Annotated in this window: 22 protein-coding genes; 14 read left to right on the top strand and 8 right to left on the bottom strand. The window is 62.6% G+C overall.

All coding sequences use genetic code 11. The features are described 5' to 3' along the window. Positions 1-122 precede the first annotated feature (122 nt). Together B2Y33_RS06980 and B2Y33_RS06975 are read left to right on the top strand one after the other, a co-directional pair. The gene (locus B2Y33_RS06980; RefSeq protein WP_049695642.1) at positions 123-908 is read left to right on the top strand and encodes an outer membrane protein OmpK; all 786 of its coding nucleotides are present in this window, start codon (positions 123-125) and stop codon (positions 906-908) included. A gap of 354 nt (positions 909-1,262) precedes the next feature. After that, positions 1,263-2,045 (top strand): outer membrane protein OmpK, encoded by a 783-nt coding sequence (locus tag B2Y33_RS06975; RefSeq protein WP_027915996.1) that lies wholly within the window; start codon positions 1,263-1,265, stop codon positions 2,043-2,045. A 53-nt stretch (positions 2,046-2,098) separates the two neighbouring features. Here the strand turns inward: B2Y33_RS06975 and B2Y33_RS06970 are convergent, their stop codons facing one another. Next, positions 2,099-3,019 (bottom strand): DUF808 domain-containing protein, encoded by a 921-nt coding sequence (locus B2Y33_RS06970; RefSeq protein ID WP_049695641.1) that lies wholly within the window; start codon positions 3,017-3,019, stop codon positions 2,099-2,101. Positions 3,020-3,320: 301 nt separating this feature from the next. On the opposite strand from B2Y33_RS06970, the gene poxB reads away from it, so the two are divergent. Together poxB and B2Y33_RS06960 are read left to right on the top strand one after the other, a co-directional pair. Further along, positions 3,321-5,045 (top strand): ubiquinone-dependent pyruvate dehydrogenase, encoded by a 1,725-nt coding sequence (gene poxB / locus B2Y33_RS06965; RefSeq protein ID WP_033695150.1) that lies wholly within the window; start codon positions 3,321-3,323, stop codon positions 5,043-5,045. Positions 5,046-5,170: 125 nt separating this feature from the next. Continuing rightward, positions 5,171-5,782: a TetR/AcrR family transcriptional regulator gene (locus tag B2Y33_RS06960; protein ID WP_027915993.1), complete on the top strand. Its 612-nt coding sequence runs from the start codon at positions 5,171-5,173 to the stop codon at positions 5,780-5,782. Positions 5,783-5,863: 81 nt separating this feature from the next. Here B2Y33_RS06960 and B2Y33_RS06955 read toward each other — a convergent pair whose 3' ends face one another. Continuing rightward, the gene (locus B2Y33_RS06955; protein ID WP_023535891.1) at positions 5,864-6,304 is read right to left on the bottom strand and encodes a GlcG/HbpS family heme-binding protein; all 441 of its coding nucleotides are present in this window, start codon (positions 6,302-6,304) and stop codon (positions 5,864-5,866) included. 246 nt (positions 6,305-6,550) lie between these two features. Here B2Y33_RS06955 and gcl point away from each other — a divergent pair, with 246 nt between their 5' ends. From gcl to B2Y33_RS06915, 8 genes are all read left to right on the top strand, one after another. Further along, on the top strand, positions 6,551-8,326 hold the full coding sequence (gene gcl, locus B2Y33_RS06950; RefSeq protein WP_027915992.1) for a glyoxylate carboligase: 1,776 nt from the start codon (positions 6,551-6,553) through the stop codon (positions 8,324-8,326). A 49-nt stretch (positions 8,327-8,375) separates the two neighbouring features. After that, positions 8,376-9,158 carry a hydroxypyruvate isomerase gene (gene hyi / locus B2Y33_RS06945; protein WP_206405599.1) on the top strand — a complete coding sequence of 261 codons (783 nt, stop codon included), beginning with the start codon at positions 8,376-8,378 and terminating at the stop codon, positions 9,156-9,158. A gap of 43 nt (positions 9,159-9,201) precedes the next feature. Next, on the top strand, positions 9,202-10,095 hold the full coding sequence (locus B2Y33_RS06940; protein ID WP_027915990.1) for a 2-hydroxy-3-oxopropionate reductase: 894 nt from the start codon (positions 9,202-9,204) through the stop codon (positions 10,093-10,095). A gap of 177 nt (positions 10,096-10,272) precedes the next feature. Next, positions 10,273-11,547 (top strand): glycerate kinase type-2 family protein, encoded by a 1,275-nt coding sequence (locus B2Y33_RS06935; protein WP_206405600.1) that lies wholly within the window; start codon positions 10,273-10,275, stop codon positions 11,545-11,547. Beyond that, positions 11,544-12,959, top strand: a complete 1,416-nt coding sequence (gene pyk / locus B2Y33_RS06930; protein WP_206405601.1) for a pyruvate kinase — start codon at positions 11,544-11,546, stop codon at positions 12,957-12,959. The genes B2Y33_RS06935 and pyk overlap by 4 nt, the downstream gene beginning before the upstream one ends. 210 nt (positions 12,960-13,169) lie before the next feature. Beyond that, the gene (locus tag B2Y33_RS06925) at positions 13,170-14,045 is read left to right on the top strand and encodes an urea transporter (protein WP_027915988.1); all 876 of its coding nucleotides are present in this window, start codon (positions 13,170-13,172) and stop codon (positions 14,043-14,045) included. 44 nt (positions 14,046-14,089) lie between these two features. Continuing rightward, positions 14,090-14,914, top strand: coding sequence for an ion transporter (locus tag B2Y33_RS06920; protein WP_027915987.1), 825 nt, complete (start codon positions 14,090-14,092; stop codon positions 14,912-14,914). Between the two features lie 208 nt (positions 14,915-15,122). Next, on the top strand, positions 15,123-16,121 hold the full coding sequence (locus B2Y33_RS06915; protein ID WP_027915986.1) for a sulfate ABC transporter substrate-binding protein: 999 nt from the start codon (positions 15,123-15,125) through the stop codon (positions 16,119-16,121). A gap of 105 nt (positions 16,122-16,226) precedes the next feature. Here the strand turns inward: B2Y33_RS06915 and B2Y33_RS06910 are convergent, their stop codons facing one another. Beyond that, positions 16,227-17,153, bottom strand: coding sequence for a class I SAM-dependent methyltransferase (locus tag B2Y33_RS06910; RefSeq protein WP_027915985.1), 927 nt, complete (start codon positions 17,151-17,153; stop codon positions 16,227-16,229). 501 nt (positions 17,154-17,654) lie between these two features. On the opposite strand from B2Y33_RS06910, the gene B2Y33_RS06905 reads away from it, so the two are divergent. Together B2Y33_RS06905 and B2Y33_RS06900 are read left to right on the top strand one after the other, a co-directional pair. Continuing rightward, positions 17,655-19,187, top strand: coding sequence for an NCS1 family nucleobase:cation symporter-1 (locus B2Y33_RS06905; protein WP_027915984.1), 1,533 nt, complete (start codon positions 17,655-17,657; stop codon positions 19,185-19,187). Positions 19,188-19,203: 16 nt separating this feature from the next. Further along, a complete protein-coding gene (locus B2Y33_RS06900; RefSeq protein ID WP_027915983.1) occupies positions 19,204-19,932 on the top strand; it encodes an aspartate/glutamate racemase family protein in 729 nt (242 codons plus the stop codon). 54 nt (positions 19,933-19,986) lie between these two features. Here the strand turns inward: B2Y33_RS06900 and B2Y33_RS06895 are convergent, their stop codons facing one another. The 5 genes from B2Y33_RS06895 to B2Y33_RS06875 all read right to left on the bottom strand — a co-directional run bounded on the left by B2Y33_RS06895 (position 19,987) and on the right by B2Y33_RS06875 (position 24,285). Further along, positions 19,987-21,180, bottom strand: coding sequence for a D-amino acid dehydrogenase (locus B2Y33_RS06895; protein ID WP_206405602.1), 1,194 nt, complete (start codon positions 21,178-21,180; stop codon positions 19,987-19,989). Positions 21,181-21,223: 43 nt separating this feature from the next. Beyond that, positions 21,224-21,886: a hypothetical protein gene (locus B2Y33_RS06890; RefSeq protein ID WP_059183764.1), complete on the bottom strand. Its 663-nt coding sequence runs from the start codon at positions 21,884-21,886 to the stop codon at positions 21,224-21,226. A gap of 176 nt (positions 21,887-22,062) precedes the next feature. Continuing rightward, positions 22,063-22,401, bottom strand: coding sequence for an FKBP-type peptidyl-prolyl cis-trans isomerase (locus B2Y33_RS06885; protein ID WP_027915980.1), 339 nt, complete (start codon positions 22,399-22,401; stop codon positions 22,063-22,065). 105 nt (positions 22,402-22,506) lie between these two features. Then, positions 22,507-23,295 (bottom strand): PhzF family phenazine biosynthesis protein, encoded by a 789-nt coding sequence (locus tag B2Y33_RS06880; protein WP_049695636.1) that lies wholly within the window; start codon positions 23,293-23,295, stop codon positions 22,507-22,509. Positions 23,296-23,346: 51 nt separating this feature from the next. Continuing rightward, entirely contained in the window at positions 23,347-24,285 is a 939-nt protein-coding gene (locus B2Y33_RS06875) for a 2-hydroxyacid dehydrogenase (RefSeq protein ID WP_145280116.1), read from the bottom strand. Positions 24,286-24,627 lie beyond the last annotated feature (342 nt).

Here is a 24,627-nt window from a genome sequence, read left to right as displayed (position 1 = left end):
GCGCCCTGGCCGCCCATGCTTCACGCCTGAATCACTGCTGTGCCGTCGGCCCACTGCGCGTGGGCCGCCCGGGGCGCGCACGCGCCTGACAACCCACAAGAACAACATCCGGGAGCTGTCACATGAACCACATCCCCACCGCCTTGTTGCTGGGCACCAGCCTGCTTGCCAGCGTACCGAGCCAGGCCGGCCAATGGCTGCAATGGCACGGCGAGAGCCTGACCTACCTGTACGGCAAGGATTTCAAGATCAACCCTGGCATCCAGCAGACGCTTACCTTCGAGCACGCCAACAAGTGGAAATACGGCGACACGTTCCTGTTCGTCGACAAGATTTTCTACAACGGCAAGGCCGACCCCGGCAAAGGGGTGACCACCTACTACGGCGAGTTCAGCCCTCGCTTCTCGCTGGGCAAGATCCTCGACCGCAAGCTCGCCTTCGGTCCGGTCAAGGACGTGCTGCTGGCCATGACCTACGAGCGTGGCGAAGGTGACAATGAAGCCTACCTGATCGGCCCAGGCTTCGACCTGGACGTGCCAGGTTTCAATTACTTCGTGCTCAATTTCTACGTGCGCAATACCGAGGGCAGCCGCCCCGGCGACAACGTATGGCAAATCACGCCCGCCTGGTCCTACACCGTGCCACTGGGCAAATCCGACATTCTGATAGACGGCTACATGGACTGGGTGACCGACAACGACCAGAACCGACGGGGCACCTATCACGCCAACCTGCACTTCAACCCGCAGGTGAAATACGACCTGGGCAAGGCGCTGAGCCTGGGCGACAAGCAGCTGTACGTGGGCTTGGAGTACAGCTACTGGAAAGACAAATACGGCATCGACAGCCGGGGCGCCCTGGACAGCAATCAGAGCGTGGCCAGTGCCTTGATCAAGGTACACTTCTGACAACCTGACCACATGCACAGGTTTGCTCCACCGTGCTCCATGACGGAGCACTTGAGGCCAGGCGCGCAAGCCAGTAATCTGCGCGCCCCCTCGATCAGGGCAGGACGGATTCTGCCTGCGTTTACTGACCGCTCAGTCAATGAATTCGGGCGGTTGGCCAACGTGTTGCCAGCCTGAAAGACCCTTTTCATCCGTTCAGAACGACGTCGAGCAGGACGGTTTCGCCAACCGGGAAGAAGTTGGCTCAACCCTTGCCAGACAGCTGTGGCCCATCGAAAAAAGCTGACTACAAAGACAGAAAAAGCGCCAACACCGAGCGCTGACAACAGATCAACCAAGGGAGCGACATCCGCAATGCGTACCATCAACAGCCTGATCCTCGCCGGCGGCCTGCTGGCCTGTGGCACCACCTTCGCCGGCGACCTGCTGCAGTGGCAGAGCAACAGCTTGACCTACCTGTGGGGCAAGAACTTCAAGGTCAACCCGTCGACCCAACAGACCCTGACCTTCGAGCACGCCGACGGCTGGAAGTACGGCGATAACTTCCTGTTCGTCGACAAGATCTTCTACCAAGGCCAGAAGGACGCCGGCAACGGCCCCAACACCTACTACGGCGAGATCAGCCCGCGGCTGTCGTTCAACAAGATCTTCGATCAGAAGCTGTCCTTCGGGCCGGTCAAGGACGTGCTGCTGGCCATGACCTACGAGTTTGGCGAGGGCGACACGGAAGCCTACCTGATCGGCCCCGGCTTCGACCTGGACATCCCAGGCTTCGACTACTTCCAGCTGAACTTCTACCAGCGCACCACCGACGGCAGCCGCCCTGGTGACAATGTCTGGCAGATCACCCCGGTGTGGGCCTACACCATCCCGGTCGGCGCCTCCGACGTGTTGATCGATGGCTTCATGGACTGGGTGGTGGACAACGATGAAAACCGCCGTGGCACCTACCACGCCAACCTGCACTTCAACCCGCAGATCAAGTATGACCTGGGCAAAGCCATGCACCTGGGCGAGAAGCAGCTGTACGTGGGTGTGGAATACGACTACTGGAAGAACAAATACGGCATCAAGGATTCCGGCGCTTTCACCACTGACCAGAACACCATGAGCTTCCTGGTCAAGGTGCTGTTCTGATCACGGCATGATGACGGGGCCGCCTGGCGGCCCCTTTGCCCAAGCGTTGTCGCTCAGCCGGTAGCGCGTGCGCGAACCCAAGAGAATCCGCCGACCACCAGCGCTGTCAGGCCGCCAGCGACAGCCCCGACAACCCCGAACACGACGAGCTTGGCCACTGCTTCCCAGCTTCCGCTGTGCGCGACCCAGCCTTCGATGACGTGCTCAAGTGGCGCAATGCCTTCAGTAATGAATGTACCGCCGACCAGAAACATCGCGACCGTGCCGATCCAGGACAGCGCCTTCATCAGGAAAGGCGCGGCCGACACCAGCACTTCACCCAGCTTTCTGACCGCGCGACCCCACATACCCTGGGCTTTGGATTTCGCCAGGGCGAACCCTGCGTCGTCCAGCCGCACGATGCCAGCGACCAGCCCGTACACGCCAATCGTCATCACCAAGGCGATCAAGACCAAGGTCAGAATCTGCTGGTACAGCGGGGCCTCAGCCACCACGTTGAGGGTAATGACGATGATTTCTGCGCTCAGGATGAAGTCGGTCTTGATCGCCCCTTTGACCTTGCGTTTTTCATACGCGGCCAGTTCCTCGGGGCTCTTGGGAAGCGCTTTTTTCCCTTGCCCCTTCGCGCCATGCTCGCTGCGAGAAAACTTGTCCTTGATCGCCTCGAAGCCCTCGTAGCACAGGTACAGGCCGCCGGCCATGAGCAGCCATTTGACCGCCGCCGGCAGCACCGCACTGAGGATCAGGGCGCACGGCACCAGGATGGCCTTGTTCTTCAGAGAGCCTTTGAATACGGCCCATACCACCGGCAGTTCGCGATCGGCCTTCATGCCTGTTACTTGCTCGGCGTTAACGGCCAAGTCATCGCTCAGTACGCTGGCCGACTTCTTGGCCGCGACCTTGGTCATCAACGAGATGTCATCCAACAGGGCCGCGATGTCATCCAACAACGCAAAAAAACTGCTGCCAGCCATTCCATTCATCCTTAGTAGACGCGTGCGATTTCATCATCCTGAAGCGCCTGAATAACCAGGCGCTCCCAGGGCAATCACGATGGCATACAGACCGGCCGGTGGCGGAACAGTTCTGCCGGGCGCGCGCGTGCCGTGGCCTGCCGGCGGCAGATGACCCAGGACGCACACATGGGTTTCAGGGCAGCGTCAGGCACGGGGCAGCGCGCATGACGATTCGTTCATGGACGCAAACGAACAGCCGTGGCCAAGCGCCTGTCTCTATCCCATCGATCACATTCTTCCATTCGCACCAGGAGTACCCATGGCAAAGCTCAACATGGCCCAGCAGTTGGCCTCGACACTCGAACAAGCCGGTATCAAGCGGATCTGGGGCCTGACCGGCGACAGCCTCAATGGCCTGACCGACGCCCTGCGCAGCATGGACAGCATCGAGTGGATGCACGTGCGCCATGAGGAAGTTGCGGCCTTTGCCGCCGGTGCCGAGGCGGCGGTAACCGGTGAGCTGACGGTGTGCGCGGGTAGTTGCGGGCCGGGCAACCTGCATTTGATCAATGGCCTGTTCGACTGCCACCGCAACCGGGTGCCCGTGCTGGCCATCGCCGCGCAGATCCCCTCCTCGGAGATTGGCCTGAACTACTTCCAGGAAACCCACCCGCAGGAACTGTTCAAGGAATGCAGCCATTTCATCGAACTGGTCAGCAACCCTGCGCAAATGCCGCAGGTGCTGCACCGGGCCATGCGTTCGGCCATCCTCAATCGCGGTGTGGCGGTGGTGGTGATTCCCGGTGACGTCTCGCTGCTGGAGGTCGAGCAGAAACCGGCGGCCTGGCCTACCCTGCAGCAGCCACGCATTTTGCCCACGGACGTCGATCTGCAGCGCCTGACCGAATTGTTGCAAGACAGCCACAAGGTGACCCTGCTGTGCGGCAGCGGCTGCGCAGGTGCGCACGACCAGGTCGTGGCCCTGGCCGATGCACTCGGCGCACCGGTGGTCCATGCGCTGCGCGGTAAGGAGCATGTGGAATGGGACAACCCCTTCGACGTCGGCATGACGGGCTTGATCGGCTTCAGTTCCGGTTACCACGCCATGCTCGGCTGCGACACGCTGGTGATGCTGGGCACCGACTTTCCCTACCGGCAGTTTTTCCCGAGCGACGCCAAGATCGTGCAGGTCGACCGTGACCCGCAAGCGCTGGGGCGACGCGCCACGTTATCGCTGGGTATCGCTGCCGATGTCGGCGAAACCCTCACCGCCCTGCTGCCACGCCTGACGCGCAAGACTGATCGGCGCTTCCTGGATGATGCACTCAAAGCCTATGACAAGGCGCGCCAGGGGCTGGACGATCTGGCGGTACCCTCTAAGGGTGACCGGCCGATCCATCCGCAATATGTCACACGCCTGCTCAGCGAACTGGCCACCGAAGACGCGATCTTCACCGCCGACGTTGGTTCGCCCACGGTCTGGGCGGCGCGTTACCTGAAGATGAATGGCCAGCGTCGCCTGGTCGGCTCGTTCAACCACGGCTCGATGGCCAACGCCATGCCCCAGGCCATGGGCGCACAGGCGGCCTTCCCGGGGCGCCAGGTGATCTCGATGAGTGGCGATGGTGGGTTCAGCATGCTGATGGGGGACTTCATCTCGCTCGCGCAGCTCAAGCTGCCCGTGAAGGTGGTGGTGTTCAATAACGCGTCACTGGGCTTCGTCGCCATGGAAATGAAGGCTGCCGGCTACCTCGATACCGGCACCGACCTGCACAACCCCGATTTCGCCGCCATGTCCAATGCCATGGGCATCCTGGGGATTCGCGTCGAGCGCTCCGAAGACCTGGAGCAGGCCCTGCGCCGTGCGCTGGCCCACGACGGCCCCGTACTGGTCGACGTGGTCACCGCCACCCAAGAACTGGTCATGCCGCCAGCGATCAAGCTGGAGCAGGCCAAGGGCTTTAGCCTGTACATGCTCAAGGCTGTGATGAGCGGGCGCGGCGACGAGGTGCTGGACCTGGCGAAGACCAACCTGCTGCGCTAGCGCCTACGCGCGCGACTGGATGCAAAGGCCCTGCCCAAAGCCGCTGCCTTGAGCCGCCATTGGGCACGGTGCTACCATGCCGGCTGCCTCCTAGAGGTGGCCTGACACGAGGAAGATCCCTGACCATGAGCACCATTCGCGAGCGCAACAAGGAATTGATCCTGCGCGCGGCCAGCGAGGAATTCGCCGACAAGGGCTTCGCAGCCACCAAAACCAGCGATATCGCCGCCAAGGCCGGCCTGCCCAAGCCCAACGTCTACTACTACTTCAAATCCAAGGACAACCTGTACCGCGAGGTGCTGGAAAGCATCATCGCGCCGATCATGCAGGCCTCCACCCCATTCAACGCCGATGGCGATCCTCGCGAAGTACTGAGCGCGTACATTCGCTCCAAGATCCGGATCTCCCGCGATCTGCCCCATGCTTCGAAAGTATTTGCCAGCGAAATCATGCACGGCGCACCGCACTTGTCGCCCAGCCAGGTTGAACAGCTCAACGAACAGGCGCGGCACAACATCGAGTGCATCCAGCAGTGGATAGACCGCGGCCAGATTGCTCACGTCGATGCGCATCACCTGATGTTCAGCATCTGGGCGGCGACCCAGACATACGCCGATTTCGACTGGCAGATCTCGGCGGTGACCGGCAAGGCCAAGCTGGCCGACAGCGACTACGACGCTGCGGCCGAAACCATCATCCGCATGGTGCTCAAGGGCTGCGAACCCGAGCCGGCCTGAGCAGCACCATCTTGCCGTTCGCCCTGAATGTGCCCACCTGCGCCGCAGGTTGGGGCATTGAGCAAAGACAGTTGATGCGGGTCAGGCCACCGCGCCCGCATCGGCGCGCAGCCCCAGCGCCTCGATGGCACTGATCGCGCACTGCTCGTCGATATCCGATGTATCCCCGCTGATCCCCACCGCACCTAGCACCCGCCCATCCTGATCACGCACCAGCACGCCGCCTGGCGCCGGCACGACCGGACGTTCGCCCAATCCGTTGAGCGCGGCGAAGAAAGCCGGCCGTTGCTGCGCATCCAGCGCCAGCAGACGCGAGCCCTTGCCCAGCGCTATCGCCCCCCAGGCCTTGCCCGTTGCGACCTCGGGTCGGATAAGGCTCGCGCCGTCTTCACGCTGCAAGGCAAGCAAGTGCCCACCGGCATCGAGCACCGCCACCGTCAGCGGCGCCGCCTGGATGGTCCGCCCAGCAGCCAATGCGGCGTTTACCAGGCTCAGCGCCAGGTTCAGGTTCAAAGCATTCATGGGAAGGTCCTCTTTTTATTGTGAGAAGCCCTGAGGGCAGTTGAAAACCGATACAGCAATAGAACACAACCGAAAATATTTTTGTATACAATATTTAGATCCAATCGTATTCGATAGCGCAATCACCCCATTTCACGGCCGCATCGACTTACCCGATCAAAACCCATTGACCTGATCACCTGACCGTGAATACACTGAATCGCAACGCAGGTTGTATACAATTACAAAATCGATGAGGCACAAATCATGAGCAAAATGAGAGCAATCGATGCAGCCGTACTGGTCATGCGCCGTGAAGGCGTCGTGACTGCGTTCGGCATCCCAGGGGCTGCCATCAACCCGTTGTACTCGGCCCTGAAGAAAGTGGGTGGCATCGATCACGTCCTCGCTCGCCACGTCGAAGGCGCCTCGCACATGGCAGAGGGCTATACCCGTGCCAACCCGGGCAACATCGGCGTTTGCATTGGCACCTCCGGCCCAGCTGGCACGGACATGGTCACCGGCCTTTACAGCGCCAGCGCCGACTCCATCCCGATCCTGTGCATCACTGGCCAGGCGCCGCGCGCCCGCCTGCACAAGGAAGACTTCCAGGCCGTGGACATCACCAGCATCGTCAAGCCCGTCACCAAGTGGGCAACCACCGTGCTGGAGCCTGGCCAGGTGCCGTACGCGTTCCAGAAAGCGTTCTTCGAGATGCGCAGCGGCCGCCCCGGCCCGGTACTGATCGACCTGCCATTCGACGTGCAGATGGCTGAAATCGAATTCGACATTGATGCCTACGAGCCATTGCCCGTGCACAAGCCGTCGGCCACGCGCGTCCAGGCCGAAAAAGCCCTGGCCATGCTCAACGAAGCCGAGCGGCCCTTGCTCGTTGCAGGCGGCGGCATCATCAACGCCGACGCCAGCGACAAACTGGTCGAATTCGCCGAACTGACCGGTGTGCCGGTGATCCCGACCCTAATGGGTTGGGGCACCATCCCCGATGACCACCCGCTGATGGTCGGGATGGTCGGCCTGCAAACCTCTCATCGCTATGGCAACGCCACCCTGCTCAAGTCCGACCTGGTGCTGGGCATCGGCAACCGCTGGGCCAACCGCCACACAGGTTCCGTGGACGTGTACACCGAAGGCCGCAAATTCGTGCATGTGGACATCGAGCCGACCCAGATTGGCCGCGTGTTCACCCCGGACCTGGGCATCGTGTCCGATGCCGGCAAAGCCCTGGATGTGTTCCTGGAAGTCGCCAGGGAATGGCAAGCCGCCGGGAAACTCAAGTGCCGGCAGGCCTGGCTTGAAGACTGCCAGCAGCGCAAGGCCAGCCTGCAGCGCAAGACCCATTTCGACAACGTACCGGTCAAGCCTCAGCGTGTGTACCAGGAGATGAACCAGGTGTTCGGCAAGGACACCTGCTATGTCAGCACCATCGGGCTGTCGCAGATCGCCGGTGCGCAGTTCCTGCACGTGTACAAGCCACGGCACTGGATCAACTGCGGCCAGGCCGGCCCGCTCGGCTGGACCATTCCTGCAGCACTGGGCGTGGTCAAGGCCGACCCCAAGCGCCAGGTCGTGGCCTTGTCTGGCGACTACGACTTCCAGTTCATGATCGAGGAGCTGGCCGTCGGGGCGCAGTTCAACCTGCCCTACGTCCACGTGCTGGTGAACAACGCCTATCTGGGGCTGATTCGCCAGGCTCAGCGTGGTTTCGACATGGACTACTGTGTACAACTGGCATTCGAGAACATCAACGCCACCGACGCTGCCAGCTATGGCGTCGATCACGTAGCCGTGGTCGAAGGCTTGGGCTGCAAGGCCCTGCGGGTATTCGAGCCGGCCGACATCGCCCCTGCCCTGCTCAAGGCACGGCAAATGGCCGAGCAGTTCCGCGTGCCGGTCGTGGTCGAGATCATTCTTGAACGCGTCACCAACATTTCCATGGGCACCGAGATCAACGCGGTCAACGAATTCGAAGACCTCGCCCTGGTCGGCAACGACGCGCCGACCGCCATCTCGCTGCTGGACTGATCGCCTGACGCCCCGGCTGGTCCGGGGCTCTCAACGCAAGGAGACAACCATGCCTCGCTTCGCTGCCAACCTGTCCATGCTGTTCACCGAGCAGGACTTCCTGGCCCGCTTCAAGGCCGCCGCCGACGCCGGTTTCAGTGGTGTCGAATACCTGTTCCCCTACGATTTCAGCGCTGAAGAAATCCAGGCGCAGCTCAAGGCCCATGGCCTGACCCAGGTGCTGTTCAATCTTCCCGCAGGTGACTGGTCCAAGGGTGAGCGTGGCATCACCTGCCACCCCGACCGCGTCGAAGAATTCCGTGCAGGTGTCGACAAGGCCATCGCGTACGCCAAGGTACTGGGCAACACCCAGGTCAACGCCCTGGCTGGGATTCGTCCAGACGGCCCGGACTGCGCCACCGTGCGCAAGACCTTCGTGGAAAACCTGCGCTATGCCGCCGACAAGCTGCAGGCCGCCGGTATTCGTCTGGTCATAGAAATGATCAATACCCGCGACATCCCAGGCTTCTACCTCACCACCACCGAGCAGGCGCTGGCCATCCAGGCCGAGGTGGGCAGCGACAACCTGTTCCTGCAGTACGACATCTACCACATGCAGATCATGGAAGGTGACCTGGCGCGCACGCTGGAAGCCAACCTCACGCTGATCAACCACGTGCAGCTGGCCGACAACCCTGGCCGCCATGAACCGGGCACGGGCGAGATCAACTACCGCTTCCTGTTCGAGCACCTGGACCGCATCGGCTACCAGGGCTGGGTGGGGGCTGAGTACAAGCCACTGACCACCACCGAAGCAGGCCTCGGCTGGCTGAAATCACACAACGCGATCTGAGCCCCACCGGGAACGCGAACAACGATAAAAGAGGTAATTTCTCATGGCTAAAATCGGTTTCATCGGCACCGGCATCATGGGCAAGCCCATGGCCCAGAACCTGCAAAAAGCAGGGCACAGCCTGTTCGTCTCCACCCACCACGATGCGGCTCCAGCCGACCTGATCGCCGACGGCGCCGTGGCCCTGGCCAACCCCAAGGAAGTAGCCCAGGAAGCCGAGTTCATCATCGTCATGGTCCCGGACACCCCACAAGTCGACAGTGTGCTGTTCGGGGAAAACGGCGTCGCCCAGGGCGTGGGACCGAACAAGGTGGTGATCGACATGAGTTCGATTTCCCCGACCGCCACCAAAGCCTTTGCGCAGAAGATCAACGCCACCGGCGCTACCTACCTGGACGCTCCGGTATCCGGAGGTGAAGTGGGTGCCAAAGCCGCGACCCTGAGCATCATGGTCGGCGGCTGCCCGAACGCCTTCGAGCGCGCCCTGCCACTGTTCCAGAGCATGGGCAAGAACATCACCCTGGTAGGCGGTAATGGTGACGGTCAGACGGCGAAAGTGGCCAACCAGATCATCGTCGCCCTGAACATCCAGGCCGTCAGCGAGGCGCTGCTGTTTGCCGCCAAGAACGGCGCAGACCCGGCCAAGGTGCGCGAAGCACTGATGGGCGGTTTCGCCTCGTCGAAAATTCTGGAAGTGCACGCCGAGCGCATGATCAAAGGCACCTTCGACCCAGGTTTTCGCATCAGCCTGCACCAGAAGGACCTCAACCTGGCCCTGCAGGGTGCCCGTGAGCTGGGCATCAACTTGCCCAACACGTCCAACGCGCAGCAGGTGTTCAACACCTGCGCGGCCCTGGGCGGCAGCAACTGGGACCACTCGGCGCTGATCAAGGGCCTGGAGCACATGGCCAACTTCTCGATCCGCGACGACCGCTGATCCGAGCGCCGGTCCTGCCTTGCAGCCCTGCTGCCGGTAAACCGGCACGCCTGTTACGCCTCTTGGCTGAACACAGCCAGGGGTGACCCCGAGCAACACCGCCCCTGGTTCGGCCTGCACGGAGGCTGTTCCAGGGGCGTTCTCGATTGTGCAGAACAACAATAAAGGGAGCCTGCCATGTCGGTCGATCCACAGAAACTGCTGCGTGAGCTATTCGACACAGCCATTGCCGCTGCCCACCCCAGCCACGTGCTCGAACCCTACCTGCCCGCCGACCGCAGTGGCCGGGTGATCGTCATCGGCGCAGGCAAGGCCGCCGCCGCCATGGCCGAGGTGGTCGAAAAGCACTGGCAAGGCGAGGTCAGCGGCCTGGTCGTGACCCGCTACGGCCACGGTGCCAACTGCCAACACATCGAAGTGGTCGAAGCCGCCCACCCGGTGCCTGATGCAGCCGGCCTGGCGGTTGCCAGGCGCGTGCTGGAGCTGGTCGGCAACCTCAGCGAGCAGGATCGGGTGATATTCCTGCTGTCCGGCGGTGGCTCTGCCTTGCTGGCGCTGCCCGCCGCCGACCTGACCCTGGCGGACAAGCAGCACATCAACAAGGCCCTGCTCAAATCCGGCGCCACCATCGGCGAGATGAACTGCGTGCGCAAGCACCTCTCGGCGATCAAGGGTGGGCGCCTGGCCAAGGCCTGCTGGCCGGCCACGGTCTACACCTATGCGATCTCGGACGTGCCGGGCGACCTGGCCACGGTCATCGCATCTGGCCCCACCGTGGCCGACCCGAGCACCTCGGCCCAGGCACTGGCGATCCTAAAACGCTACGCCATCGACGCCCCACAGGCCGTCATCGACTGGCTCAACGACCCGGCCTCCGAAACCCTCAAGGCGGGCGACCCAGCCCTGGCCCGCAGCCATTTCCAGCTGATCGCCAAGCCTCAGCAATCGCTGGAAGCTGCGGCAGTCAAGGCGCGCCAGGCAGGCTTCAGTCCGTTGATATTGGGCGACCTGGAGGGTGAGTCACGGGAAGTGGCCAAGGTGCACGCAGGCATTGCCCGGCAAATCGTCCAGCATGGCCAGCCGCTCAAGGCCCCCTGCGTGATTCTGTCCGGCGGTGAGACCACGGTCACCGTGCGCGGCAATGGGCGCGGCGGGCGCAACGCGGAATTTCTGCTCAGCCTCACCGAAAGCCTCAAGGGCCTGCCGGGCGTCTACGCACTGGCAGGCGATACCGACGGCATCGACGGCTCGGAAGAAAACGCCGGCGCTGTGATGACCCCCAGCAGCTACGCACGCGCCCAAGCCCTGGGCCTTTCTGCCAGCGACGAGCTGGACGACAACAACGGCTACGGCTACTTCGCCGCGCTCGAAGCGCTGATCGTCACTGAACCCACGCGCACCAACGTCAACGACTTTCGCGCCATCCTGATTCTCGAGACCGACCCCTCATGACGCCTGACAAGAAAGTGAAAATCCTCGCCACCCTGGGCCCGGCTACCGGTGGCATCGACGCTGTACGGCAACTGGTGGAAGCAGGCGTGAATATCTTTCGCCTGAACTTCAGCCATGGCGAGCACGCCGACCATGCGCTGCGCTATCAATGGATCCGCGAGGTGGAGCAGCAGCTCAACTACCCATTGGGCATCCTCATGGACCTTCAAGGGCCAAAACTGCGGGTGGGTCGTTTTGCCGAAGGCAAGGTGCACCTGCAACGTGGTCAAGCCTTGCGCCTGGACCTGGACAAGACGCCAGGCGACAGCAGCAGGGTCAACCTGCCTCACCCGGAGATCATCGCTGCGCTGGAACCTGGCATGGACCTGCTGCTGGACGACGGGAAGTTGCGGCTGCGCGTGACGGCCAAACACCGTGACGCCATCGTCACCGAGGTGCTGGCAGGTGGAGAGCTGTCCGACCGCAAAGGGGTGAATGTGCCTCAGGCGGTTCTGGACTTGTCGCCTCTGACCGAGAAGGACCGCCGCGACCTGGCGTTCGGCCTGGAGCTTGGCGTGGACTGGGTGGCGCTGTCGTTCGTGCAACGCCCCGAGGACATTGCCGAGGCACGCCAGCTGATCGGCGACCGCGCCTACTTGATGGCCAAGATCGAGAAACCGTCGGCGGTGGAGCAGCTGCAAGCGATCGCCGAGCAGGCCGACGCGATCATGGTGGCCCGGGGCGATCTGGGTGTGGAAGTGCCTGCCGAGAGCGTGCCGCAGATCCAGAAGCGCATCATCGGCACCTGCCGCCAGCTGGGCAAGCCCGTGGTAGTGGCCACGCAGATGCTCGAATCCATGCGCTTCTCCCCTGCTCCGACTCGTGCCGAAGTCACCGACGTGGCCAATGCCGTGGCGGAAGGTGCGGACGCTGTGATGTTGTCGGCGGAGACGGCCTCGGGCGATTACCCGCTCGAAGCCGTGCAGATGATGAGCAAGATCATCCGCCAGGTGGAGAACGGCCCGGACTACCAGGCCCAGCTCGACGTCGGCCGGCCGAAGGCAGAGACCACCGTATCGGACGCCATCAGCTGCGCCATCCGCCGCATCAGCGGCATCTTGCCGGTGGCGGTGCTGGTCAACTACAGCGAGTCAGGCGCCTCGACCCTGCGTGCTTCGCGCGAGCGGCCACGGGCACCGATCCTCAACCTGACGCCGAACCCGAACACCGCTCGCCGCCTGAGCGTGGCTTGGGGCGTGCATTCGGTAGTGAATGACCGCCTACGCCAGGTAGACGAAGTGGTTTCCACTGCGCTGGAAATTGCCCAGGCCCAAGGCATGGCCAGCCGTGGCGACACGCTTCTGATCACTGCCGGTGTGCCTTTCGGCAAGCCAGGGTCGACCAACACGCTGCGGATCGAGACGTTGAACTGAGATTCCCGGGGGCGCTATGCGCCCCCGTCGCGGGTCAAGCCCGCTCCCACAGGAGGCGCGCCGCTCCATGGCACAGCGCAGAGCTTGTAGGAGCGGGCTTGACCCGCGAATGGAGGGCGCAGCCCTCCCCGAACACCGATGTACCGGACCTGCGGTAAATCGAGGCCCAAAGAGGCCCACCGCCCTCCCATCCACCTCACTGACTGCCCCATGTACACCAAAAATTTCGTAAACCCTTGCCCCGACTGGGCGACGGCGATACTCAACGGTTTCAGCCAGGTGCTACTGCTGCGCAACCCCATGTGCGGCCTGTGCTGCCTGCTGGCCATCCTGCTGACCGCGCCCAACCTGGTAGGTGGCGCCCTGCTCGGCGCCTTGGCCGGCCTGCTCACCGCGCAGCGTCGCGGCTACGACCGTGCTGACCGCCAGGCCGGGCTGTACTGCTACAACAGCGTACTCATAGGCCTGCTGATCAGCGCCGTGCTGCCCTGGTCCGCCATTCTGCCGCCGCTGATCCTCGCTGCCGGCGGGCTGTCCAGCATCATCACCCACCAGTGGCGCAAACGCGGCGGCAAGCTGCTGACTGCCTACACGGCGCCGTTCGTGCTCCTGGGCTGGGGCACGTTGCTGTTCGTACAGACGGTCACCGTACCCGCGGTGGTCGAGGCCGACCTGGCGAGTGCCCTGGCAAGAGGGGTCGGGCAGATCTTCCTGCTCGATCAACCCCTGGCTGGGCTGCTGATCATCGTCGGCCTATTGATCGCCAACCCGTATGCCTGCTTCTGGGCGGTCATAGGCTCTGCCGCAGGTGCAGGCCTGGCACTGCTCGTGGGTGATACGCCGTCGGCATGGATGGGGCTTTATGGTTTCAACGCGGCCCTGGCAGCCCTAGCCTTCAGCCGTCAGGGGGAAAAACCCTGGGTCACGTTGTTGGCCATCGGCCTGGCACTGGCGTTACACCCGCTGTTGAGCAGGCTGCCGTTCCCGGCGCTCACGGCGCCTTTCGTCGCCGCCTGCTGGCTCATCCACTTGGGCAGTCACCTGAAGCTTGGCAAACGCCAGACACCGGGGCGCTTGCATAGCTGAAAGGCACCCCATAGGCTCAGCCGACTTCACGATGGACAGAGCCAATGAACAAACCTGCAAGCCTGCGCGAGCGGCTTTACGTGATCGTCTTCCAGAGCGACACCGTGGCCGGAAGACGCTTCGACAAAACCCTGTTGCTGATCATCCTGGCGAGCCTGGTCACGGTCATCCTGGACAGCATCGATGAGGTGCATCGCGGCTACGGAGGCCTGCTGGCCGCGATCGAGTGGGGCTTCACCGCCATCTTCCTGTGCGAATACCTGACGCGGCTGTACTGCTCGCCCCGGCCCCTGCGCTACGCCTTCAGCTTCTACGGCCTGGTCGACCTGCTGGCGATCGTGCCGGGCATCATCGCGCTGTACTACAGTGACGCGCAGTACCTGCTGATCGTGAGGGTCATCCGCATGTTGCGGATCTTCCGTGTACTCAAGCTCAGCCCGTACCTCAAGCAGGCCAATTACCTGCTCGATGCCCTGCGCGGCAGCAAGCAGAAGATCATCGTATTCCTGGTCAGCGTATCAACGCTGGTCACCGTATTCGGCACCCTCATGTACGTGATCGAGGGCCCGGAGCATGGCTTCACGAGCATTCCCAAGGGGATCTACTGGGCCATCGTCACGCTGACCACGGTCGGGTTCGGCGACATCGTGCCCCGAACACCTTTGGGCCAGGTGCTGTCTTCGCTGGTGATGATCATCGGCTACTCGATCATCGCGGTGCCAACCGGGATCTTTACCGCCGAGCTTGCCAATGCCATGCGTGGCGAGCAACTGCAACACCCCTGCCCGACCTGCAGCAAGAAATCCCATGAAAGTGGAGCGGCGTTTTGTGCCCGGTGTGGAAATGCGTTGTTCCCCAAATCCGGTTGAGCGAGGCGCTCATGACGAGATCCGTAGGGCTCCCGCACCTTGGAGGGTGAGGGAGTCATTGAGTGGGCAAAGCCCGTGGACAACTGCCAACACCGCCCATCGGCCAGCACGCATAAGCAAAGACGCATTGATTCTTTAATACCTGAAGAACAAGACGCTATAGTCGCTGGCACATTGCCCCAACATTCATACCTATAAGGAATGCGTCGTGAAAAAGTTTTTCACCGTCTCGCTGGCCGCTGCCAGCCTGGCCTTCGGCACCCTGGCCCACGCTGCCCCGACCCTGCTGAACGTTTCCTACGACGTGATGCGTGATTTCTACAAGGACTACAACCCGGCCTTCCAGAAGCACTGGGAGGCCGAGCATAACGAGAAGGTCACTGTGCAGATGTCCTTCGGTGGCTCCAGCAAACAGGCGCGCGCGGTGATCGATGGCCTGCCGGCCGACGTGATCACCATGAACATGGCCACCGACATCAATGCCTTGGTCGACAACGGCAAATTGATCCCTGAAAACTGGGTCACGCGCCTGCCGAACAACAGTGCGCCGTTCACCTCTGCCACGGTGTTCATCGTGCGCAAGGGCAACCCCAAGGCATTGAAGGACTGGCCGGATCTGCTCAAGGACGGCGTACAGGTCATCGTACCCAACCCCAAGACCTCGGGTAACGGCCGCTACACCTACCTGTCGGCGTGGGGCTATGTGCTCAAGCAAGGCGGTGACGAGACCAAGGCGCGTGCGTTCGTCGGCAAGCTGTTCAAGCAGGCGCCAGTGCTGGACACCGGTGGTCGCGCCGCCACTACCACGTTCATGACCAACCAGATTGGCGATGTGCTGGTGACGTTCGAGAACGAAGCGGAAATGATTGCGCGCGAATTCGGTCGCGATCAGTTCGAGGTGGTCTATCCAAGCGTTTCAGCCGAAGCCGAGCCGCCGGTGAGCGTGGTCGATAAAGTGGTGGCCCGTAAAGGCACCCAAGCCGTGGCCGAGGAATACTTGAAGTACCTGTGGTCACCGGCCGCCCAGGAACTCGCCGCCCAGAACTACTTGCGTCCACGCGATGCGACCGTGTTGGCCAAGTACACCGATCGTTTCCCCAAGGTCGAATTCCTCTCGGTCGAGAAGACCTTTGGTGACTGGCGCACTGTGCAGAAAACGCATTTCAACGATGGGGGCGTGTTCGACCAGATCTATACCGGTCAGTGAGGCTGATGGGGCTAGGCCGGCAGTACAGCGGTCCGGGCCTTGAGCTTCGCAACACCCATGAAAGCCGGACGCGGCTGTGGTCCCCTGAATGACGGCCCGCCCCGATCAACCTAACCGAAACACCAACGCCTTCAACCCCCCTGCCGGATCCACATCCGGGAACTCCGGCGGGTTCTGCAGCCGTTCCACGAAGGCGAGGCCGGGCGCGTGCTCGGCCATGCCCTCGATCAAGAACTCAGGCCCTATGCCGGGGTCGTTCACGCAGGCCAGAACCGTCCCACCTTCATTCAACAGCTCAGGCAAGCGGCGCAGGATCTTCGCGTAGTCCTGGGTCAACACGAAGCTGCCGCGCTGGAAGGTGGGCGGATCGATGATGATCAGATCGTAAGGCCCGTATTTGCGCACCTTGCCCCATGACTTGAACAGCTCATGACCCAGGTAGGCCACACGGGACGGGTCATGCTGGTTGAGGCGATGGTTGTCGCGCCCTCGGGACAGTGCCGATTTCGCCATGTCCAGGTTCACCACCTGCTCGGCCCCACCTGCAATCGCCGCCACCGAAAAACCGCAGGTGTAGGCAAACAGGTTCAGCACGCGCTGCCCCTTGGCCTGGGCGCGCACCCACTGGCGACCATGACGCATGTCCAGGAACAGGCCATTGTTCTGACGTACCCCCAGGTCCAGCAGGTAGGTCAGCCCGTCCTCGATCACCTCACGTTGCTGACACGGCTCGCCCACCAGCCACTGACCGGGGCTGTCGGGCAGGTAACGGTGTTGCAGCAGGATCGCCTGGCCCGTCCACTGCTCAAGGTGCGACAGCCGCAACAGCATCGCCTCGAGCTCTGCCAATTGCCCCTCGGGGGGCTCACGGAACAAGGCGACCGACAACACGCCCTGAAGCCAGTCCACCGTGATCTGCTCAAGGCCGGGCCAGCAACGTCCTCGGCCGTGGAAAAGGCGACGGGTTTCTGCAGGGGCGGGGTTCAGGGCGGCAAGCAGATGCTGCTCGAGGGCGGCAATCGGAGAGGTCATGTCAGGTCACATCGGTAAGCGGAGGCGTATTTTACATGGCAAGGCCGCCCAGGTGCGCCACCTTGAATTGTCTATTTTTTGTACACACTAATGTCACCTTAAGTGCCATTTTTGTGTGCACTTGCACCGCCCGTGCCCCGATGTGTTACATGAAGCGCTCACTTAATGCTGACCATCTGATCAACTAAGCCCATGAATTCAAACAATTATTGACTTAATGGTCAGCTTAAAACGCTGATTTTTCAGCTTGTTACTGAAATCTGCACGCTTCCTGAGTGGTCACTGTGGCGATCGCCTGCTGAAGCTGGCATGGAACTGGCTTCCCTGTGCTTGTGTTTTGTATACAAGTTTCACCGAACATAAATACACAAGAACCCGCGACGCCGATTGACCGTCGGCCGCCGCGCCCAGAACCCCGAGATGCCAACGCTGCACCGACGAGATGGCGAGCCCGTGCGCTGCCCGCTCATCGCAGTCAACGTGCATCAGGAGCCCGCCGGAATGAGTAGCAGCCTCAACCTTGCCCCTGAACTATCCGTCGCCAGCACCCAGACCCAACCAACCCCGGCCGACACGGTGCCGGACATGGCACTGAGCCCCCGCCTGCACAACCGGGACCTGGCCCCCACCCGCATCGCCGGGCGCCGCTGGGGCCGTTACAGCATCTTCGCCCTGTGGACCAACGATGTGCACAACATCGCCAACTATTCATTCGCCATGGGCCTGTTCGCCCTGGGCCTGGGCGGCTGGCAGATATTGCTGTCGCTGGCCATTGGCGCCGCCCTGGTGTACTTCTTCATGAACCTGTCGGGCTACATGGGGCAGAAGACCGGCGTCCCCTTCCCGGTTATCAGCCGCATCGCCTTCGGCATCCACGGCGCGCAGATCCCGGCGCTGATCCGCGCAGTCATCGCCATCGCCTGGTTCGGTATCCAGACCTACCTGGCCTCGGTGGTCCTGCGCGTGCTGCTCAGCGCCGTCTGGCCGCAGATGGCAGCCTACGACCACGACAGCATCCTTGGCCTGTCCAGCCTGGGCTGGGCCTGTTTCGTGGCCATCTGGCTGGTGCAGTTGGTGATTCTCGCCTACGGCATGGAGATGGTCCGTCGCTACGAAGCTTTCGCAGGCCCTGTCATTCTGGTAACGGTTGCAGCGCTGGCGGTGTTCATGTACTTCAAGGCCGACACACGCATCGCCTGGTCGGTGGCAGAACCCCTGAGCGGTTACGAGATGTGGCGCAACATCTTTGCCGGCGGTGCCTTGTGGCTGGCCATCTATGGCACGCTGGTGCTCAATTTCTGTGATTTCGCCCGTTCCTCGCCGTGCCGCAAGACCATTCGCGTTGGCAATTTCTGGGGCCTGCCGGTGAACATCCTGGTGTTTGCCGTGATCACCGTCGTGCTGTGCGGCGCTCAGTTCAAGATCAACGGCCAGATCATCGACAGCCCAACGCAGATCGTCGCAGCCATTCCAAACACCACCTTCCTGGTGCTGGGCTGCCTGTCGTTCCTCATCGTCACGGTGGCGGTCAATATCATGGCCAACTTCGTGGCACCGGCCTTCGTGCTCAGCAACCTGGCACCGCGTCACCTCAATTTCCGTCGCGCGGGGCTGATCAGCGCCACGCTGGCGGTGCTCATCCTGCCGTGGAACCTGTACAACAGCCCCTTGGTGATCGTCTACTTCCTGTCCGGCCTGGGTGCATTGCTGGGCCCGCTGTACGGGGTGATCATGTCCGACTACTGGCTGCTGCGCAAAGGCTGCATCAACGTCCCGCAGCTCTACAGCGAAGACCCCGCCGGCGCGTATCACTACACCAAGGGCATCAACCTGCGCGCGGTCGCGGCGTTCGTGCCGGCGGCCCTGTTGGCCATCGTGCTGGCCCTGGTACCCAACTTCCACAGCGTCGCGCCCTTCTCGTGGCTGATCGGGGCTGGCATCGCCGCCGCCCTGTACCTGTTGATCGCGCCGCGCAACCGTCATTACCACGACGTCAGCGGCGAATGCATCGCCGTCGACCACAGCAGCCACTGAACAAGGAGGACTGCCCATGCGAATCCTGATTGCCAACGTCAACACCACCGAAGCCATCACCGAGGCCATCGCCGAGCAGGCCCGCGCCGTGGCGGCGCCGGGCACAGAAGTCATCGGCCTTACGCCGTGGTTCGGCGCAGAATCGGTGGAGGGCAATTTCGAGAGTTACCTGGCCGCCATTGCCGTGATGGATCGGGTACTGGCCTATGAGGGCCCCTATGATGCAGTGATCCAGGCCGGTTATGGCGAGCACGGCCGTGAAGGCCTGCAGGAGCTGCTGAACGTGCCGGTGGTGGACATCACCGATGCCGCCGCCAGCACCGCCATGTACCTGGGCCACGCTTACTCGGTGGTCACCACGCTGGACCGTACCGTCCCCTTGATCGAGGACCGCCTCAGGCTTTCCGGGCTGTACGACCGCTGCGCATCGGTACGCGCCAGCGGCCTGGCGGTGCTGGAGCTCGAAGCCGATCCGCAGCGCGCTGTCGAGGCCATCGTCGAACAAGCCGAACGGGCCGTACGTGATGACAAGGCCGAGGTCATCTGCCTGGGATGCGGAGGCATGGCCGGGCTGGACGAGCAGATCCGCCAACGCACCGGGGTACCGGTGGTCGATGGGGTCAGCGCGGCGGTGACCATCGCCGAGTCGTTGGTGCGCCTGGGCCTGAGTACGTCCAAGGTGCGCACCTATGCCACCCCTCGGGCGAAGAAGGTCATAGGCTGGCCAATGCGCGTCGGCCGCTAGGGCACCAGGGCGCAACCTGCGCGGGATCGGCAATCGATCCTGCGCAGGCACTGCTCAACCGATCATTCTGGCCAGCCGCTGGCCACTGCCGCAGGCCAGCGTGAAGCCCAGCGCGCCATGGCCAAGGTTGAGCCAAAGGTTACGGTAAGGCGTTGCGCCTATGATGGGTACACCGGTGGGCGTCGCCGGTCGCATACCGGCCCATTCCACCGCGTGGGCATAATCGGCGGCATGGGGCAGCGTCTCCAGTGCCAGGCGGCGCATGCTCTGCAAGCGGCGTTTGTCCAGCGCCTCGTCCTGCCCCACGATGTCCACCATGGCCGCGACGCGCAACTGTCGATCCAGCCGGGCATAGACGATCTTGCGCTCGTAGTCCGTCAGGCTGATCTCAAGCGCCCCCTGCCCCGGCACCAGGGGCGCAGTCAGGCTGTACCCTTTGAGTGGATAGATCGGAATGTTCACCCCTGGCACCTTCAGCGCCGCGCTGCGGTAACCTGCGCACAGCACCAACTGGTCGATTGGCAGTTCTTCATGGCCAAGGCGCAGCGCCACCACCTGATGCTCACGGTGAAGCAGTTGCGTCACCGGCTGACCGAGCCGGAACTGCCATTGGCCGCAGGCTTGCAGAGCGGCGGCCAAGCGCAGGCAGAAGGCGTGGCAGTCGCCCACTTCTTCGTCCGGGGTGAAGACGCCGCCCACGAATGGCGACGCCTGCAGCGCCGGTTCCAGCGCCCGCAGCTCAGCGGCGCCGAGTACCTGCTGGCGATCAGGGTCCGTCAGTTGCACACGGCTGCGCCTGAACTGGGCTTCGCTGCGAAACGCTACGAGCTTGCCGTTGCGGCGCCAGGCAAAATCACCGATTGCCTGGGCTTGGCGCCACTGGGCCAACACGGCCTGGCTTTGCAGGGCAAGGTCAAGCAATACGGCGGCGTTGCGCTGATTGACGCTGCGTCGGCACGCCAGTGTGAAGGCCAGTAACCAGCGCCACTGCGCCGGGTCTAGACGCAAGCGCAGGCGCAGCGGGGAGTCGCCCTGCAACAACCACCCCAGCGCCTGCCACGGCACGCCCGCATCCGCCAGTGGCGCGACGTAGCGGTAGGACAATTGACCACCGTTGGCAAAGCTGGTGGCCGCCCCCAAGGTGTCGTGGGCCTCGATCAATTCAACGCAATGGCCTTCCTGCACCAGCGCATAGGCCGTCGCCAGCCCGATCACGCCGCCCCCGATCACCGTCACCTGCCGCTTCATCGTTCATCCCTGTTCAGCATCCTGGCTCAACAGTACCAGCGGATCAGGTCGGGCAGCTATGCTCACCGTCATCGAGCCCCTGACGCACGTTGCGGCTGCGCAGGCTGGCCTTGCCATCGTGCCAGTCCAGGGTCAGGACATAGAGGGTGTCGAAGTCCCCATCCTGCCAATCTTCGGTGATGACATGCTCCTTGCCGACAGCCTTCTGGGCGACGGTATTGATCAGGTCCGGCAGGTAGCCGTGAGACCATGCCGTATAGATGGTCGCGTTACGGTACTTGTCGCTGAGCAGTTCGTCGGCCAGGTCATCGGTGTCGTTGGCGCTGTAGTCGATGTTGACCGGCAGGCCGAGGCGAATGGCACTGGGGCTGATGGTCATGAGCGGACGCAGGTAGCTGTAGCTTTGGTCATCAGCGCCCTCCTCCACGTGCCGGGACGGGTTGGCAGCAAACACGTAATCGGCCTTGCCGAAACGTTCGGGTAAAACCGTGGCCAGGTCCAGCGCGCGGTTCAGGCCCTGGCAGTTCAGCTGGCCCAGGCCTTCACCGGGTTTTTCGGCATGGCGCAGAAACACCAGGGTCTGGGTGCCATTTACCGGTTGCGCGCGGCTCTCGACGGCGTCCAGCGCCAGCGGTACGCCTACGGCGGTCAGGGCCAGGCCCAGCAACCAATGACGGCGACGATGCAGGTGTGGAATCAACTTCATCAATGCAGGCTCGTGTGACAAACGGGTCACCCGCGCATCGCCTGGACGGGCACAGGGCGCCTTTTGCAGTGAGTGCCTTCCTTGACGACGGGTTCGGTTCAGAGTGCCAATAGCCCGTTTTGTTCCCCGCTGCCAGGGTGCCAGGCGTCTGGCACAGGCATTACGGGGCTATCGTGTCAGTCATCGCGCGTCAGCACTTCGAGCAGCTCGATTTCGAACGCAAGGTCCGAATCAGGTGGGATAGAACCAACGCTACGCGCGCCATAACCCAGGTGCGCCGGCACCAATAGTTTGCGCTTGCCGCCAACGCGCATGCCCATGATGCCCTGGTCCCACCCCTTGATTACTCGCCCGGTACCGATCACGCATTGAAACGGCTTGCCGCGTGACCAGGAGGAGTCGAACTCGGTGCCATCGGCCAGCCACCCGGTGTATTGGGTCGTGATCAGCGCACCTTTGACGGCCGCCTTGCCGTCACCCTCGACCAGGTCGATGATTTGCAGTTCTTGGTTCATGCGCAGGCTCCAGCCGCTACGAAAATGCCGTTCTTTTCGCAGCATTGCCCGGATTTGGCAAGCCTTGGTGTCGGCCTGCGCATCGTCGGTGACGACAGGGTCGTCTTACAGGTAGACGGTACCGCGCATGAACAACGCCGCCCGCCCACTGATGATCACCCGGCCATTGCCCGGGAGCACGCAGCGCAGCTGGCCCTTGCGCGCACCGCCTTGCTCGCATTCAAGCGACTGCTTGCCTAGCCGTTGTGCCCAGATCGGTGCGAGCGAGGTATGGGCCGAACCGGTCACCGGGTCTTCATTGACCCCCACGCGTGGCCCGAACCAGCGCGTCACGAAGTCGAACCCACGCCCCGGCGCCGTTACGGCGATGCCGCGCACGTCAAAGCCAGCCAGCTCGACGAAATCTGGCGTGAGGGTATCGAGCAACTCAGGGTCATCGACCACCACCACGTAGTCATCGCTGCGATACACCGCCTGCGCCTGGCGCAGGCCCAATGCTTGCAGCAGACCGGCTGGCACTGGCTGGGCCTCAGGTTGGCGGGCAGGGAAATCCATGGCCAACAGGCCGTCCGCTTGCCGTGTTACCCGCAGTTCACCGCTGCGGGTATTGAAGCGCAGCACCTGCGCCGGTTCTTTGAGGTGTTCGAACAGCACGTAGGCCGAGGCCAGGGTGGCGTGACCGCACAAGTCCACTTCCACGGTGGGCGTGAACCAGCGCAGGTCGAACACATCGCCGTTGCGCACGAAATACGCCGTTTCCGAAAGGTTGTTTTCCTCGGCGATGCGCTGCAGCACGGCATCGGGCAGCCACTGATCGAGCGGGATGACCGCGGCCGGATTACCGCCGAAGGGTTCGGCACTGAAGGCGTCGACCTGGAAGATTTCGAGTTGCATCAATACGCTCCTTGTTGCCTGCCCTTGTGCAGGCTATTGGCGGTGTGGGGCCTAATGAAGCACCGGTGTCAGCACTGGCTTGCCGGCGAAAAAGGCATCGAGGTTACGCAGGACCAACGTCACCGTGGCTTCTGCCGCCTCTGGCGATTGCCCGGCGACATGGGGCGTCAATACCGTGTTCGGAAGCGACTTGAGGGTGTCGGGAACATCAGGTTCCTCGTCGAACACGTCCAGGGCCGCACCGGCCAATTGACCGCTCTGCAGTGCCTGGGTCAGGGCCTGGGTATCGACGACGCTGGCCCGAGCGATGTTGACCAGGTAGCCCTGGGTGCCGAGCGCCTTCAGCACCTGTGCATTCACCAGGTGGCGAGTGTCGGCGCCGCCGGGTGTGGCGACCACGAGAATATCGACTGCCTCGGCCAGGGCCGGGACGCTGTCATGGCCGGTGTAGGGCAACGCCGGTCGTGGTGTTCGGTTGTAGTAGCTCACGGGCATGTCGAACCCCTGGTGTGCGCGCTTGGCAATGGCCTGGCCAACGGCGCCCATGCCCAGAATGCCCAGGCGTTTACCTGTGACCGATGGGCTGATCACGCGCTGCCATTGGCCAGCGCGGGTACTGGCGTCGGCTTGCGGGATGTTGCGCAGCAGTGCCAGGAGCATGGCCATGGCGTGATCGGCCACGGCGTCGGCGTTGGCGCCGGCGCCGTTGGTGACGGTGATGTTGCGGGCACGGGCGGCTTGCAGGTCGACCTGCTCATAGCCGGCGCCGATGACGCAGATGATCTGCAGGTTGGGCAGTGCGTCGATTTCCTTGGCTGTCAGGCCGAGGGGGCCGCGGGTGAGGACGGCGTCGATGCGAGGGCCGTTTTGCTCGATGGCCTGGGTGCGCAGGTCGGGGGTCTGGGCGAGGATGAGGTGGTAGCCGGCGTTTGTCAGCAGGGGGAGGTAGGTGTCTACGGTTTCGACCAGGACCAGGATTGTCTTGTGCATGATGCCTCCGGGTGGGTTGGGGATTATGCGGAGGGGGTGGGTGGTGGAGTCAATGGGTATTATGGGTGGGGGCTGTATGGGAGGCGGGAGTGGGATTTGGGGGCGGGCGCTTTGTAATTAGCTTGATCTTGAATTGGACCCTGCGGTTTTTGAACTTTGAACTTTGAATTTTGAACTTTGAAATTTGAAATTTGAAATTTGAAATTTGAAATTTGAAATTTGGACTTTGGACTTTGAACCTGGGACTTGGGGCTCAGGTCTTTGAGGCTGGAGTTGGATTGTTAGCATGGGCATTTATATTGAGTAGGTATTCATTGGCTAGGGTGGCGCACAGTCACCCTT

It is taken from the genome of Pseudomonas sp. UBA5666 (assembly GCF_002420785.1).
GTDB lineage: Bacteria > Pseudomonadota > Gammaproteobacteria > Pseudomonadales > Pseudomonadaceae > Aquipseudomonas > Aquipseudomonas fulva.
The sequence above is the reverse complement of the archived record's forward strand: the minus strand, read 5'-3'. Positions and strand labels throughout refer to the sequence as shown.

Excerpts from the sequence above, each read along its gene's own strand:
- B2Y33_RS06980 (WP_049695642.1), top strand. The coding sequence starts at position 123 with ATGAACCACATCCCCACCGCCTTGTTGCTGGGCACCAGCCTGCTTGCC.
- B2Y33_RS06975 (WP_027915996.1), top strand. The coding sequence starts at position 1,263 with ATGCGTACCATCAACAGCCTGATCCTCGCCGGCGGCCTGCTGGCCTGT.
- B2Y33_RS06970 (WP_049695641.1), bottom strand. The coding sequence starts at position 3,019 with ATGGCTGGCAGCAGTTTTTTTGCGTTGTTGGATGACATCGCGGCCCTG.
- poxB (WP_033695150.1), top strand. The coding sequence starts at position 3,321 with ATGGCAAAGCTCAACATGGCCCAGCAGTTGGCCTCGACACTCGAACAA.
- B2Y33_RS06960 (WP_027915993.1), top strand. The coding sequence starts at position 5,171 with ATGAGCACCATTCGCGAGCGCAACAAGGAATTGATCCTGCGCGCGGCC.
- B2Y33_RS06955 (WP_023535891.1), bottom strand. The coding sequence starts at position 6,304 with ATGAATGCTTTGAACCTGAACCTGGCGCTGAGCCTGGTAAACGCCGCA.
- gcl (WP_027915992.1), top strand. The coding sequence starts at position 6,551 with ATGAGCAAAATGAGAGCAATCGATGCAGCCGTACTGGTCATGCGCCGT.
- hyi (WP_206405599.1), top strand. The coding sequence starts at position 8,376 with ATGCCTCGCTTCGCTGCCAACCTGTCCATGCTGTTCACCGAGCAGGAC.
- B2Y33_RS06940 (WP_027915990.1), top strand. The coding sequence starts at position 9,202 with ATGGCTAAAATCGGTTTCATCGGCACCGGCATCATGGGCAAGCCCATG.
- B2Y33_RS06935 (WP_206405600.1), top strand. The coding sequence starts at position 10,273 with ATGTCGGTCGATCCACAGAAACTGCTGCGTGAGCTATTCGACACAGCC.
- pyk (WP_206405601.1), top strand. The coding sequence starts at position 11,544 with ATGACGCCTGACAAGAAAGTGAAAATCCTCGCCACCCTGGGCCCGGCT.
- B2Y33_RS06925 (WP_027915988.1), top strand. The coding sequence starts at position 13,170 with ATGTACACCAAAAATTTCGTAAACCCTTGCCCCGACTGGGCGACGGCG.
- B2Y33_RS06920 (WP_027915987.1), top strand. The coding sequence starts at position 14,090 with ATGAACAAACCTGCAAGCCTGCGCGAGCGGCTTTACGTGATCGTCTTC.
- B2Y33_RS06910 (WP_027915985.1), bottom strand. The coding sequence starts at position 17,153 with ATGACCTCTCCGATTGCCGCCCTCGAGCAGCATCTGCTTGCCGCCCTG.
- B2Y33_RS06905 (WP_027915984.1), top strand. The coding sequence starts at position 17,655 with ATGAGTAGCAGCCTCAACCTTGCCCCTGAACTATCCGTCGCCAGCACC.
- B2Y33_RS06900 (WP_027915983.1), top strand. The coding sequence starts at position 19,204 with ATGCGAATCCTGATTGCCAACGTCAACACCACCGAAGCCATCACCGAG.
- B2Y33_RS06895 (WP_206405602.1), bottom strand. The coding sequence starts at position 21,180 with ATGAAGCGGCAGGTGACGGTGATCGGGGGCGGCGTGATCGGGCTGGCG.
- B2Y33_RS06890 (WP_059183764.1), bottom strand. The coding sequence starts at position 21,886 with ATGAAGTTGATTCCACACCTGCATCGTCGCCGTCATTGGTTGCTGGGC.
- B2Y33_RS06885 (WP_027915980.1), bottom strand. The coding sequence starts at position 22,401 with ATGAACCAAGAACTGCAAATCATCGACCTGGTCGAGGGTGACGGCAAG.
- B2Y33_RS06880 (WP_049695636.1), bottom strand. The coding sequence starts at position 23,295 with ATGCAACTCGAAATCTTCCAGGTCGACGCCTTCAGTGCCGAACCCTTC.
- B2Y33_RS06875 (WP_145280116.1), bottom strand. The coding sequence starts at position 24,285 with ATGCACAAGACAATCCTGGTCCTGGTCGAAACCGTAGACACCTACCTC.